Here is a 14,977-nt window from a genome sequence, read left to right as displayed (position 1 = left end):
GTATTTGATCGTATGAAACTTATCAGATTTTATATCCTTTTAATCTTTGGAACGCTAAGCTTTAATTTAAAAGCGCAGCAGGCGTCAAATAAATTAGCGGTTTTTCAAGATACACTGATTAAAATATCGGCAAGGGTTATTGCTGCTCAAAATGATGCACAAAAACTAGAAATAAACGGCAATTTTGTAAAAACCTTGGTAGAGGCTTTAAAAGCCCCCAATTCTTTTTCTTATCCATTCGATTCGCTTAAAAATGTATCGGTAATTAAATCATCTGATCAGGTTTTTAGGATTTTAAGTTGGTATGTGCTACTCGAAGACGGTACATACCGCTATTATGGCGCCATCCAGATGAATACCAAAAGTGGCCCATTGAAACTTTACCCCTTAATCGATCAGACCGACAATTTAGCCGACCCAAACAGCATTACCAATAACCAAAAATGGTTTGGAACCAGGTATTATGAAATTGTTCCGGTAACCAGTGGAAACCGCCTGCCCTATTATGTACTTTTAGGCTGGAAAGGAAATACGCAATTTACTACTAAAAAGGTAATCGATATCCTCTCTTTCGATAAAGATAATCTCATTTTTGGTGCTCCGGTTTTCGATGGAAAAGAACTAAAAGGAAAAAACAGGGTAATATTCGAATATGCCAAATCGAATGCAATGACTTTAAAAACGGATTTAAAGGCCGGGATGATCGTGTTCGACCATTTAGCATCCTTCAATCCGGAAATGAAAGATACATTTGAATATCACGGATCTGATGGCACTTTTGATGGCTTTAAAATCGTTGGCGGAAGGCTGAAACTGCAAGAAGATTTAACGCTTAACAACGATCCAAATTCGAGTGATGAGCTCTATGCCGACCCAAAGAAAAATGTTAAACCCATCAGAAAGTTTTAAATCTTAACAAACCTTAACAAATCATTTACCTAACACATCATTTAAAAATTTGTGAGTTTGGCATTCGCTGACTATATTGCGCCCTGCTTAACTAGCTTAAACAACACACAAATTCTGAATTCATAAACTAAAACCAACAAATGTTTTATGCAAACATCTAATGAAACCATTAGTATTGACCATAGCAAGGAACTAGATCTCCACTTAGACAGTAACAATGTATCCAAAGAAAAATTATTTAGCCACCCGGTAGGCCTCTTTGTGCTATTTTTCACAGAAATGTGGGAAAGATTTAGTTACTATGGAATGAGATCATTACTTGTTTTATTCTTAGTAAGCGAAATAGGTAAAGGCGGTTGGCAATGGACAAGACCGGAGGCTTTGCAACTCTACGCCTGGTATACAGGTTTAGTATATCTAACTCCAATAATTGGTGGTTTAATTGCCGATCGATTGACCGGATATAGAAAGGCCGTTATCATTGGCGCTTTAATTATGACCATTGGCCATATATCAATGGCCTTAGAAGGAGCAAATACCAATTTCTTCTATCTGGGATTATTTTTATTAATTACTGGAAACGGACTATTTAAACCAAACATTTCTTCTATCGTTGGAAAACTTTACCCATCTACAAGTGATAAAAAAGATGCTGCTTACACTATTTTTTACATGGGTATTAACTCTGGTGCCTTTTTAGGCATGTTAATGTGCGGTTATATTGGTGAAAAAGTGGGTTGGCATTGGGGGTTTGGATTAGCGGGGGTATTTATGTTTTTTGGAATGCTTCAGTTTTACTTCGGGCAAAAAATCTTTGGTGTTTTAGGTGCTGCTGTAAATAAAACAGAAAAAGTAATTGATCCAACTGATGAAGTTTTACCAAAAAAAGTAAGCAATCAACGTTTAGCTGTGGTCGCTGTATTTTCAATTTTCACCATTTTCTTCTGGATGGTGTTTGAGCAGGCAGGTGGCTCAATGACTATTTTTGCTAAAGATTATACACTTAGAAATTTAACAGGGAATGCAAGTACAATCTTTAAATGGGTTGATGCAATACTTACTATTTTTCCACTCATTGCGGTAACCGTTGTTTTATTAAGCCTGGCGGCAAAAATCGCAAAAAAATATCCTGCCACAATAATTTTCACTGCAATAAGCTTCATTATTATCTGGGGATTAGCCATTTGGAAGGTAGAAAAAGAATTTACCGCTTTAAACACAGAGGTTCCTGCTTCATGGTTTGGAATTCTAAATTCATTCTTTATTGTTTCCCTTGCACCATTTGTATCTAAAATATGGGAAACTAAATTTAACCCAAGTGGTCCTGTAAAATTCGGACTCGGTTTAATTTTTGTGGGTATAGGTTTTGCAGGATTGGCTTATGGAGGTATGGATATTGCAAAAGGTGCTACATCTGCACAGGTAAGTATGTTTTGGTTAATTTTCGCTTACTTCTTCCATACCGTTGGCGAATTATGTGTTTCGCCTGTTGGCTTATCTTACGTTAGTAAATTAGCTCCGGCTAAAGTGGTCGGTTTAATGTTCGGTGTATGGTTTACGTGTACAGCGATTGGTAACTGGCTAGCGGGTACTACCGGCGGCTTAATTGACAAAATAAGTTCAGAATACTCCATTTCGATTTTCTTCTTAATATTTACCATTATACCTATTGTTGCAGGCTTAATTATGTTTGCTATAAGTCCGATATTGCGTAAATGGATGCACGGCGTTCACTAATCAAAAAATAAATTCAACAAAAAGCCCGATCTCCATCGGGCTTTTAATTTTTAAGCATATTTAATTTAATGGAAAAAACAGTTTCAATAGAAGATATTCAAAATTTTGAGGGAAAATATCCGAAACAGCTCTGGCATTTATCATTGGTAGAAATGTGGGAGCGTTTCTGTTTTTACGGAATGCGCGGGGTATTGGCTTTCTTTATGGTTGAACAACTGGGTTTAAGCGACCAAAAATCGAACCTACAGTATGGTGCTATACAAGCTTTTGTTTATGCCTTTACTTTTATAGGCGGTATTTTTGCCGATAAGATTTTAGGTTTCAGGAAATCTCTTTTTTGGGGCGGATCATTGATGATTATCGGGAATTTAATCCTAGCCTTCTCTCCTCACGATTTGTTTTATGTAGGCATTACCTTATCTATTATTGGAACAGGTTTCTTTAAACCCAATGTTTCATCAATGGTTGGCGAATTATACCACGAGAAAGACAACCGCAGAGATGCCGGTTATGGGCTTTTTTACGCCGGTATTAATGTAGGTGGATTATTGGGTGGTGCCATGTGTATTTATCTCGGTAAATATTACAACTGGCATTTATGTTTCCTGTCTGCGGCACTGGTAATGATGTTCGGTTTGGGCACATTCATTTTCACAAAAAAACACTTAGGTCCGATCGGGAATTCGCCTTTACTGCACCTTAAAAAATCAAAACAGCAGCTATGGGAAATTGCCGTGTATGTGGGGTCGATACTTTGTATTCCACTGATTTATATCATGGTAAAAAACACGGCCTTTACCGATTATTTCATGTATACCATAGGCATTATTGCCCTGATTTATTTCTTGTATGAAACGTTTAAAATAAAAGATAAAAAAGCGCAATATAAACTACTGGCAGCTTTCGTTTTTATCTTCTGTTATTTCATTTTCATGGCCATATCTGAGCAGAGTGGCGGTTCATTATCGTTATTTGCAAAGGACAATCTTGATCATAAAATCCTCTTTTTCAATATCGATCCGAATGTAGTAAACAATAGCGTTAACTCGTTCTTTGTTATTGTTTTTAGTCCAATTGTTGGCATTTTGTGGTTAGGCTTATACAAACGCAAAATTGAACCGAATACTGTGGTAAAATTCGGAATCGGATTCCTTTTACTGGCTTTGAGTTTTTATGTTTTTTACGCCACCAGGTTCTTCGCCAATGCGCAGGGCATTAGCTCGTTAAATGTATTTACATTAGCCTATTTATTATTAACCCTTGGCGAACTTTGTTTGGGCCCGATAGGTATGTCGATCATTACTAAACTTTCGCCAAAGAAAATGTTTGGGATGATGATGGGGCTTTGGTTTTTATCAAGTGCTTTCGGGCAATTGGCTGCCGGAAAATTAGGTGCAGAAATGTCGAGCATTGATAATGCATCATTAACCACAAAATTAATGGCTTATACCGAAGGTTATAAAGCACTGGCATTATACTCTTTAATTGCAGGTTTGGCGTTGATTATTTTCTCGCAGCTAGTTAAGAAATTAATGCAGGAAGTGAGGTAAGAAAGTGATCGTCATTTCGATTCCAAATGTTCTGGAAGAAATCTACAGAACGATTAGTTATTAAAATATCGGAAGGTTTGAAAATGAAAAGACAGTAGTTCTTGGAGGTCTGCCGTCCCGCTCTTTGTTCCAAGTCCTCGCCCTTATGCTTCGGTCTACGGGCTTTACACGCCGATCGGGTTTAGGAACAGTGGTTTGTGCTGCAAAAGCTAAAAATAAATATAAAAGCTAGTCGGTATCTGTAATATTGCAAAACTGCTAAACCTGGATACAGATCTTGAAAACGAAGATCTAGATAACAAATCCGGACCAACAGAAGTTCCTCGGCGGTGATCTGCGAAATCAGCGGGAAATATTTGGGTAAGGTCTTCGACTACGCTCAGACTGACAATGCTTTAAAAACAGTAAAGACTACTAATAAAACAAGTTCAGGAATAGGAATCATTGGTTATTAATGAAAATTCATAAAGGTTTCACATTAAATATTTACTTTCGCACATTAAAAGCAATTGCACAGCGCTAATAAGCATAACATACCACATACAAAGCCAAAAGCTTATATTATTTAAAAAACCACAACAAACGTGTCAGATAGTTTAGTCATCATTCCCACCTACAACGAGAAGGAAAATATCGAAAAGATCATTAGAAAGGTTTTTTCTTTAACGCAGCCTTTTCATGTTTTAATTATTGATGATGGTTCGCCTGATGGAACTGCTGAAATTGTAAAATCGTTACAAGACGAATACGAAGGACATTTATTTATTGAGGAGCGTGCTGGGAAACAAGGATTGGGCACAGCATACATCTACGGCTTCAATTGGGCACTACAACACGATTATGCCTACATTTTTGAAATGGATGCCGATTTCTCGCACAACCCCGATGATCTGTCCCGCTTACGCGAAGCCTGTGTAAATGGTGCTGATGTAGCCATTGGCTCCAGGTATGTTAAAGGTGTAAATGTAGTAAACTGGCCAATGGGCAGGGTTTTAATGTCGTATTTTGCTTCAATGTATGTGCGTATGATTACCCGGATCAATATTCAGGATGCTACTGCCGGCTTTAAATGTTACCGCAAAATTGTGTTGGAAACCATTCCACTAAATAAAATTAAGTTTGTTGGCTACGCGTTTCAGATCGAAATGAAATTCACCGCCATTAAATTTGGCTTTAAAGTGGTCGAAGTTCCAATCATCTTTACCGACCGTACCGAAGGAACATCAAAAATGAGCACCCGTATCTTTAGGGAGGCTTTTTTAGGTGTAATCCAGATGAAGGTTTGGAGTTGGTTTAGGAGTTATAGTCGGAAGTCCGAAGTCGGAAGTCCGAAGTCGGGAGTCTAGAGTCTTTAGTCATTGTTATAGTTTGATCCTATATATTTCTGATTAACAAATCTTATCAGCCTATAGACCGGGCTATTTTGTATTAACCAATCTCCCCGACTCATGACTGAGGACTGAAGACTACAGACTTAAGCCTTACCTTGCGATTCCCTGATCATTGCGCCAAAATCCTGTCCCTTATCCATCGCTTTAACAGTCATTACAATTCTTTTGGTGCGTGTGGGTTCAGTTTTAGCCTGGTTGATCCAGTTGATGTAATAGTTTTGGTGCGATTTAGGCTGTTTTAAAAAATTCCGGATTAAATGTTCTTCTTCTGATAAACAGATTTCGAGGTCTTCGGGCATTTCGATCTTAAAATCTTTATCTTCTTCTAAGTAAAGTTCGACACCTGCTCCGGCTTCTTTTCTTAGTTTTTTACGGACTTCGCCTTTCAAAGCAATAATAAAATCGCCCTCTCCCATTGGAATGGTTGCCATACCGCTAATCTCCAACTGATCTATCTTTCCTTTTACCCTGAAACTCTTTTTACAATCCGGTTTGATTTCGTTGGCCAGTGCTGCCGGAATAAACACATAACTCCAGCCGGTTTTTTCACCCATGGTTTCGAAACGCTCTATCTCTGCTTTAAAGTGAATCATGGCTTAAAAATATGAAATTATATTTTAACTGCTAAAAGATGATAGAAATGTCGTCATCTCGACTGAAGCACCGCGAAATGGAGAGATCCCTACCTTATATTCAGGTGAGCAGATTTCTCGGCTGCGCTCGAAATGACGATCTGTAGTCCTTAAATCGCCACCGAGTACTTCGCTGCGGTACCATTAACAAAACCCAAAAGAAAGGTCGTCATCCGATAGATTCGGATGCGAGGAGGCACGACGAAGCAATCTTACAACTATGGGTTATAGCGGGTGCATTCTATTGAAGCAATGAAAGTTGTCCTTGTTTAAGAGGATTTCCCAAAAAATAAAATTCATAAATGACCTCATACTGTCTTATCTCATCATTGAATTTACGAATTGCAATCTTTTCACATAAAAAGTTCAAGCTAACTTCTTCGAATAGATCTTGAGCTATTTCAATATCTACGGGATGTAGTTTCCTTCCAATAGAGATATGGGCAGCAGATCCGTTAATTACTTTCTTATATCTCAAGCCTTCTCTAAATCTTTTAAAAAGATTATTAAAGTAAGGTTTAGCGTTCTTGTTAGGTAAAACAACAATTGCTCCGTTTTTTTCCGAAGCAATTAAATGATCAAACATCACAAAGTTGGGCTTTTCAGCATAACAAAAGTCTTCAGTATAAGCTATGTAAAAATCCAATTCACGCTTATTTGCTTCAAACAGAGCAATCGTAACATGTGCTTCTGAATCTCTACTATGATACCAGCCAACTTTGGACCAGAGTCTGTCTTTCAAAACTCTAACATCACCAATGACTTCTCGGTGAGGGTAAACAACTATTGAATACCTCTCTTTTTTTAATTTTAAATCCATATCAATTTTATTTTAATCAATTGCCACCGGGTTCATCTGGATATCCAATTTGGCAAACTTTAAAACCTCTATGCTCTGAAAGCCGAAATCTTCTACCACTTTACCTAAAATAAGGTAACAGCCCTTTCCTTTAAATGGATACATCGGCGTAGTATTTGGGAAATGTGTAGTATCGAAGAAATCGCCGTTGGCATCTAAAAAAGTCCCGAACCACATTTTGGTATTTTTAATGGTGTGTACTGTTTTTTCGCAAACATAGTTCCCTACCATTCTTACCGTTTTACCCAAATGTTTGTGCATATCGGCTGCCATAACATCACCACGGTATGGTGTTTTCAGAAAATCGAACATTTTATAATTGAGCGGATAACCCAATAACTCCAATTCAGTGTAAGCGTTTTCGAGCTCCGAATCGGCCAATGCGGGGAGCTGATAGGTTTTGTAACTGAGCTTAAAAAGCTCGGCATGGTTCACTTTCTTTTGTTTAAACCCCAGGTAGTTGTGCACATCCCACAGCAGGGTTTTCCGGTCTTTCCCGGTAAAACGTAAGGCACCTAAACGGATTAAAATAATCGCTTGCTCCAGCGAAATACAGGTCCGCCTTACAAAATCTTCGAGATCGATATACAAACCATTTGCAGCACGTTCTTGTGGAATAATTTTGATGTTTTTTTCTTCCAGTCCCTGAACGCCGATAAATCCTAGATAAGCGTCTTCGCCATTTATATTCACTACTTCATCGCTACGATTAACACAAGGCAAATGTACCCTTGCTCCTGTTTTTTGCAGTTCATATACATAAACCCAGCGACTGTAAAAACCACCATAGTTATTTAGTACCGCTACCATAAATTCCATAGGGTAGTATGTTTTCAAAAATAAGCTCTGATAACTTTCTACTGCAAAAGAGGCCGAATGTGCTTTCGAAAAACTATAACCGGCAAAAGATGAAATCTGTCGCCAAACTTCGGTGATGAGTTCTTCTGAATGCCCTTCATTTCTGGCTGAAACAAAAAACTTGTTTACTAATTCATCAAAAGCCAGTTTAGACCGGTATTTACCACTCATCGCTTTGCGCAGGATATCGGCATCGGCAAGATCAAGGCCTGCAAAATAATGACATACTTTGATCACATCTTCCTGATAAACCATTACCCCATAGGTTTCGCTAAGCCGCTCTTTCATCACTTCGCAGAGGTATACTACTTTATCAGGGGCATGGTAACGCTCGATATAGGATTTCATCATGCCCGAACTGGCCACCCCCGGGCGGATAATGGAACTGGCTGCCACGAGCGTAAGGTAATTGTCGCATTTCAGTTTTTTGAGCAGTTGCCGCATAGCTGGCGATTCGATATAGAAACACCCTATGGGCTGTCCTTCTTTAAGGATACCATTCAATTTCTGGTCTTCTTTAAAAGTTTTAAAATCGTGTATGTCGATATCCTTTCCTTTATTTTTTTTAATGAGCTGCACAGCTTCGCGGATATGCCCAATACCCCGTTGACTTAAAATATCGAATTTCTCATAACCGATGGCTTCGGCTTCGTACATATCCCATTGCACAGTCGGAAAACCTTTTGGTGGCATATCCAATGCGGTATAATAGGTAATAGGCTCTTCAGAGATTAAAATCCCTCCGGCATGGATAGAACGCTGGTTGGGCATACTTTTCATATAGGCATGCACAGCCAATAATTTCTGATAAGTTGCATTCTCCGAATTTTCGCGTTCTTTGGTAGGATCGGTAAAACTATCTATTTCGCCTTTGGGTAAACCCAGCACCTTACCAATTTCTCTGATAATTGCACGATCTTTAAAAGTGCTCATCGTACCTAAAAAAGCAACATGCCATTTGGGATAGCGTTCAAAGATATAACGCTGTATCACCTCTCTTTCGTCCCAGGAGAAATCGATGTCAAAATCTGGTGGACTTGTCCGTTTTTCATGTAGGAAGCGTTCGAAATACAGGTCGAGATCAATCGGATCTACATCGGTAATGCGCAAACAATAAGCTACAATGCTGTTGGCACCCGAGCCACGGCCAACGTGGTAAAAACCGCATTTATTCATGGCATAGCTTACAATATCGAAGGTGATAAGAAAATAGGCACAGAAGTTTTTAAGTTCGATGATCCGGAGTTCTTTCTCCAAACGCTCAACAGCTTCTGTATTATTTTCACCATAACGATATTTAAGCCCTTCTTCGGCCAACTCTCGAAGCATTTTTTTATCCCCTTCGGAATCTCCGGTATAAAAAAACTTGTTTTTAGAAGTAGGTGTAGGGCCATCTTCAAAATAAACACTTAAATCGCAGCTGTTTATCAGTTTCTGTGTATTCTGAACAATAAAGGGATACTGTTCAAATTGCTGGGTTAGTTCTGCTTCTGGAATCAGGAATTCATCCTGATCACATTTTTGCTCATCGGGCACTTTACTTAAAAGCGTATTGAGCTCGATCGCTCTAAAATATTCGTGCAGGCGGTAGGTAATCTTACCGTTAACGGTAACAGGATGCCACACCACCAACTTTTCTTTCTGTTTTAAAAGCGGATGTTTATACAACAGGTTGAGCTGTTTGGCCCGGATGCCTACAAATTCATTTGCTTTTAGTGCTGGGTCAAAAGATTTTTGAAAGGGATAAATGATATAAACATTCTCCATTTCGGGTGGAATATTGGGTAACGGAATATGGTTGATGTTGTGGTGGCTTAAAAATTCATTCAGCTCACGCATTCCCTCTTTATTCTTCGCAATGCCCACATACAACAACCTGTTATCGATCCGGAATTCGATACCCGCTACCGGTTTAATCTGATACGGAATATTGCCTTTGTGTATTTCGTCGGCTTCTTTGGCAATGCCTTGTTTGTAACACTCGCGAATAAACTCTACCGCCCCGGTTGAGTTATTGATATCAGTAAGTACCATTTGGTGGATACCCAAACTACGGGCCGTAGCAATTAACTGATCAATGCTCTGTGTACCATACTTTAGGCTATAAGAAGAATGCACATTTAAAAACATCGCTAATCATAAGATTTAGTACCTATTATTCCTTTTTCACTCATAAAACTTCTAATTTTCGATCGTTTCCTTACCTCCTGCTGTTCTTCCTCTGTTTGGTTTTCGATCAATATTTTCTTTTTACGCGGATTGTACTTGATTATTTTCCCCGTTTCATCGCGGGGTGGCTGGGTAACAATACAGGCCTTTACCACTGCTTCGGCACCATAGTGGTTACGTACCTTATCCATAGCCTGGTAAAGACTATATTCTTCTTCGGCAATATTATATAAACCAATCTGCTCGTAACCGCTCACCAGATGCGAAAGCTTTACGCCTATCAGCCGTAACAGCATCCGCTTTGCATACACTTTTTCGAACAGGCTATGTGCCTTGCTGATTAAAAAAGAATCGAGCGAGGTATACGGAATACGTTCTTGCTGGGTAACAGTTTCGAAATTGGTATACCGCACGGTTACGGTAATGCAGGCGGTTAATTTTTTCTGGTTGCGTAGCTGAAAAGTTAAGCCGGTAACCATTCCGGTTATAATGGCCTTTAGTTTGGCCATATCCATGGTATCGCTTTCGAAGGTAGCCTGTGTACCGATAGATTTTCTTTCGCGGTAAGGCACTACGGGAGAAAGATCAATCCCGTTTGCTTTTTGCCATAAACTTAAACCATGTTGGCCCAAAATTTTAAACATGAGCTGTTGTGGGATCTGGGTAAGCGTAAGGATTTCGCGAACACCCATTTCGCTTAACTTTTTATAAGTAGCGTGGCCTATACCCGGAATTTTGTGGATAGCCAAAGGATCGAGGAAGGGCCGCAATTCGGGAAATGTAACCTGCCGTTCGCCACCAGGCTTAGATTCGTTGGTGGCTATTTTAGCTACTGTTTTATTGATGGACAGGCCAAAGGAAATCGGTAAACCCATTTCTTTGATAATATTTTGTCTGAGCTCTGACGCGAATTTCATGCAACCAAAAAAGCGGTCCATGCCCGTCATATCGATATAGTGCTCGTCGATACTGGCCTTCTCAAAAAGGGGAACTTTATCGGCAATAATTTCGGTAATCTCGTGCGAGGCTTTGGAATATTCTTCCATATCTCCTTTTAAAAATATAGCCTGAGGGCATAGCAATTTTGCCGTCCTGCCGGGCATTGCAGAATGTATGCCGTACTGGCGTGCTTCGTAGCTACAAGAGGCTACCACACCTCTATCGCCACCGCCACCGATAATTACGGGTTTACCCAACAGTTTGGGATTCTTTCTGATTTCTACCGATACAAAAAATGCATCCTGATCCATATGAATAATCTGCCTTTCTTTATCCATTCTCGTATTATAAGGATGATTGAGATCAAAAATACTAATATTCTTAGTTTTAAAGAAAATTATCATTGATTAATTTTAAACAAAATACTAACATTTTTAGTTTTAAAATTACATTATGATTAGGTAAAAAAGAGTTTTAGACTAAGAAAACGTTACATTTTCCATCATCTGACCATTAATAAGTTGAGAACATTAAGTAGAACCATATTTCCGCTTCAAGAGGGAATCCGATGTCATTAAGTTAAGCACCGCGGTCGTTAGCTTGAGCGTAGTAGAAGACTGCTTGAGATTGATAAAACGCAAATAAATATCCTTCGACTACGCTGTTATTGACGTTATTTAATGGAGTGCAGGAATTAATACGGGCATTTTTACCATATAAGTTATTGAAGAAAATATAAGCTTGTATGGCCTTATATTTATTTATGTGGTAAAAAAGGGCTTCGACTATGATTAGACCGATAAACCGATTGACAGCTAATGCGGTATTAATACAAATGTCAATTGAATAATCCGCAGATCACCGACTATGGAAGCAAAAATGCCTCCGATTTTCATCAGAGGCATGTACTAAAAATAAATATATTCTAAATCTTAATTATGCTTATTGTTTTACGATTTTGAATTCTGTTCTTCTGTTTAACTGATGTTCTTCTTCGCTACATGCTACCCCATTGCTGCATTTGTTTAACAGCTGTGTTTCACCATATCCTTTTGCGGTGATTCGGTTTTTATCGATACCCCTCGAGATGATATATTCCACAGCAGATTCAGCTCTTTTTTGCGATAGGTTTAAGTTATAACCATCCTTACCCCTGCTATCGGTATGTGAACCTAACTCGATCCAGATGGTCGGGTTATCGGCCATGATTTTAACCAGTTTATCCAGCTCTACTGCTGCATCCGGGCGGATATTCCATTTATCGAAATCGTAATAGATATTTTCCAGCTTAATGGCTTTGTTCACTACAATAGCTTCCAGATATAGGTTTTGCGTAAGTACGCTAGAAGTTGTTAAACCAATAGTTGCCAGATTTTCTACATCAGATCTATAGTTTGTTTTCTCTGCCGAAACATTGTATTCAGATTCTTTGGCTAAATTAAATCTATAACCGCCATTCTCATCAGTTTCAGTTTTTAAAACAGCGCCATTTACTTTTGCCAAGGTTACCAATGCACCTGCAATGGGCTGGTTGCTATTTTTATCAAATACCCTGCCTTCTAATTTGAAAGCCAGGATCATTTTCTGATCAATGGAATAAATATCATCGCTACCTAAACCACCCTCGCGATTGGAAGAAAGATAAACAATACCACTTTTTTCGTTTAAACTAAAGCCAAAATCATCCTGGGGAGAGTTGAAAGGATAACCCATATTTTCGATCTGGCTAATCTTGCCTTTTTCTCTTAAAGCTTGGTATACATCCAATCCTCCCATGCCAACTCTGCCATCGCTAGAAAAGTAGAAATTATCCTTTTCATCAAAAACCGGACTGCGTTCATTGCCTTCGGTATTTACTTCTTTCAGGTTAACTGGTTTGCCCCATTCACCAGCATCTGTTTTTAGGCAAACATAAATATCGGTACCCCCTAAACCACCTGGCATATTCGAGGCAAAATAAAGGCTATCTCCATCAGTAGTAATAAAAGGATCACCTACAGAGTAAGCATTTACATTATTATATGCAAATGAGACCGGTTCACCCCAAACACCATTGGCATCTTTTGTACTGCTAAAAATTTCTACGTTAACGGTTGTTGGTTGTTTTTTTAAGCGTTCCAGTTCGTCAGTGATACGGGTGAGCGTAAAATACATGGTTTTGCCGTCAGCTGTAAAGCTTGCCGAACCTACATGATACCTTGTACCTGCTTTTATGGGGAATAACTGAAGGCTATCGTTTGGCGATGGTTTGATGTATAGTTTCAGGTATCCGTTACCGGTCCATCCGTATACTTTTTTATCGGGTTCTTTTGACCCGTCGAATCTTAAAAACGGTTTGCTTTCCTGAGCATTTAACCCACTGTTTGATCTATCGGAAGTAAATACAACCGCTCCCTTATAGTTAACGGCACCCCAATCGGACTGTGTGCTATTTAAAGTTTTTTGGTTGATGAGTTCGATTTTCTTCGGATTTCTGATCCACTTTAAAGCCGAATCGCAAGAGGCAAGCCAAACGGCCTGCTGCTTTTCTGATATATTTTTCTTTTTATCAATGTAATTCAGGTACTGGACTTTGGCTTCGCTGTATTTCGAATTGCCCTGTAAAGCTTTGGCGTAACCCAAAATATTCTCAGGGCTACTACCTGGCATTTTAGCTGCAATAGCATACCAGCTTTCGGCTTGTTTGTAGTTATAAACGAACGTATAAGCACTTGCTAAACGCTCTGCAGCATGTAAAGTTTCTTTCTTTTTAAAGGCTTGTTCATATAAATCTATTGCTTTGCTGTAATTAAACAGTTCGTATTGCTTATCGGCATCTTTTAATGCATACTGGGCACTTGCCGAAAAACTGAATGCAAATAAACAATATGCAAAAAAGCAGGTGCCTATTAAAATTTTCTTCATTATGTTGTTGGGATAGTTGGTCAAAAATACTGAATATAATTAGTTTAAAATACCCTTGGGGTTGCCAATCTGATGTTTTGTCTGATAAAAGAATAAGCGATAGAAATCTCATGTGTTCCGCCGCTATAACCCTGTAGCGGACCGATTGAAAAATCGTAACCATAGCCGATCCTGAGTTTCTCGGATGGAAAAATCTGTATCGCTGCTACGGCAGAGTTCCTGGGGGTAAGATCACGCTGCAAATAGCTTTTATCATACAGCTTTACACCTGTACGGTACGAACCGCCAACCCAGATAAAATCTTTGATCATCAAAAACGCATTCAAATCCAAACTCGTGGGACCTCCACGGTCGTCTTTTAAAAGAAAAGAAGGTTTAACCTGAAAATCTTCTGAAAGCGGAAACAAGGCACCAGCGGTAAGGTAGTAATGCGGTTTGGGCTGTGGGATAAAGGCATAACGGTCGATATCGATGTAAGTGGCAATCAGGTTATCGGCCGAGAAACCTGCATAAAACTTATCGTTGGAAAAATAAACCCCTGCCCTTGCATCGGGCACAATGGTACTCTGCATACCAACTGGCTGGTTAGGCTCAGGGTTGTTCGGGTTTAGCAGCGAACCATCTATACCCAACTGCACCATTCCAAGGCCAAGGCCCAGTGCCAATCTCGAACTGCCATCATCGTTCATCCTGATGCGGTAAGCGTAGTTGCCGTAAATACTCAGGTTGGTCTGTGCACCAAGTTTATCGCTCGCCACCTGAAGGGCCAAACCTACGTTGCCGCTGTTTGCAATGGCATCTACCGCCAGCGACATGCTTCTTGGTGCCCCGGTAATACCCGTCCACTGGCTCCGGTAAAAGCTATGTACATTCAGTACCTCTTTATAGCCGGCGTAAGCGGGATTGATGTAGATCCCGTTGAACATGTACTGGCTATACTGGGCATCCTGCTGTGCAGACACCTGCCGCGAAAGCAACAAAAACAAACCTGCTATTAACCATATTAATTTCTTCATCATCTTAATATCT

At 39.3% G+C, this 14,977-nt stretch carries 10 protein-coding genes; 4 read left to right on the top strand and 6 right to left on the bottom strand.

What is annotated here, in order from left to right:
* Window positions 1-12: 12 nt before the first annotated feature.
* From ACN9MR_RS07500 to ACN9MR_RS07485, 4 genes are all read left to right on the top strand, one after another.
* Window positions 13-909, top strand: a complete 897-nt coding sequence (locus tag ACN9MR_RS07500; RefSeq protein ID WP_426328992.1) for a hypothetical protein — start codon at window positions 13-15, stop codon at window positions 907-909.
* A gap of 147 nt (window positions 910-1,056) precedes the next feature.
* Window positions 1,057-2,646 carry a peptide MFS transporter gene (locus ACN9MR_RS07495; RefSeq protein ID WP_426328991.1) on the top strand — a complete coding sequence of 530 codons (1,590 nt, stop codon included), beginning with the start codon at window positions 1,057-1,059 and terminating at the stop codon, window positions 2,644-2,646.
* Between the two features lie 68 nt (window positions 2,647-2,714).
* The gene (locus ACN9MR_RS07490) at window positions 2,715-4,196 is read left to right on the top strand and encodes a peptide MFS transporter (protein WP_426328990.1); all 1,482 of its coding nucleotides are present in this window, start codon (window positions 2,715-2,717) and stop codon (window positions 4,194-4,196) included.
* 584 nt (window positions 4,197-4,780) lie between these two features.
* Window positions 4,781-5,542, top strand: a complete 762-nt coding sequence (locus tag ACN9MR_RS07485; RefSeq protein ID WP_426328989.1) for a polyprenol monophosphomannose synthase — start codon at window positions 4,781-4,783, stop codon at window positions 5,540-5,542.
* Window positions 5,543-5,670: 128 nt separating this feature from the next.
* Here the strand turns inward: ACN9MR_RS07485 and ACN9MR_RS07480 are convergent, their stop codons facing one another.
* The 6 genes from ACN9MR_RS07480 to ACN9MR_RS07455 form a co-directional block, all read right to left on the bottom strand.
* Window positions 5,671-6,180 (bottom strand): YdeI/OmpD-associated family protein, encoded by a 510-nt coding sequence (locus ACN9MR_RS07480; protein ID WP_426328988.1) that lies wholly within the window; start codon window positions 6,178-6,180, stop codon window positions 5,671-5,673.
* A gap of 280 nt (window positions 6,181-6,460) precedes the next feature.
* Window positions 6,461-7,039 carry a hypothetical protein gene (locus ACN9MR_RS07475; protein WP_426328987.1) on the bottom strand — a complete coding sequence of 193 codons (579 nt, stop codon included), beginning with the start codon at window positions 7,037-7,039 and terminating at the stop codon, window positions 6,461-6,463.
* Window positions 7,040-7,051: 12 nt separating this feature from the next.
* A complete protein-coding gene (dnaE, locus tag ACN9MR_RS07470; RefSeq protein WP_426328986.1) occupies window positions 7,052-10,066 on the bottom strand; it encodes a DNA polymerase III subunit alpha in 3,015 nt (1,004 codons plus the stop codon).
* A 2-nt stretch (window positions 10,067-10,068) separates the two neighbouring features.
* Complete coding sequence (gene dinB / locus ACN9MR_RS07465) at window positions 10,069-11,382, bottom strand: DNA polymerase IV (protein WP_426328985.1); 1,314 nt, start codon at window positions 11,380-11,382, stop codon at window positions 10,069-10,071.
* A 604-nt stretch (window positions 11,383-11,986) separates the two neighbouring features.
* Complete coding sequence (locus ACN9MR_RS07460) at window positions 11,987-13,948, bottom strand: OmpA family protein (protein WP_426328984.1); 1,962 nt, start codon at window positions 13,946-13,948, stop codon at window positions 11,987-11,989.
* A 44-nt stretch (window positions 13,949-13,992) separates the two neighbouring features.
* A complete protein-coding gene (locus ACN9MR_RS07455) occupies window positions 13,993-14,967 on the bottom strand; it encodes a PorP/SprF family type IX secretion system membrane protein (RefSeq protein WP_426328983.1) in 975 nt (324 codons plus the stop codon).
* Window positions 14,968-14,977 lie beyond the last annotated feature (10 nt).

Origin of the sequence: Pedobacter sp. R-06 (assembly GCF_049913135.1) — a bacterium.
GTDB lineage: Bacteria > Bacteroidota > Bacteroidia > Sphingobacteriales > Sphingobacteriaceae > Pedobacter.
This window is presented reverse-complemented; position numbering and strand designations above follow the sequence as displayed.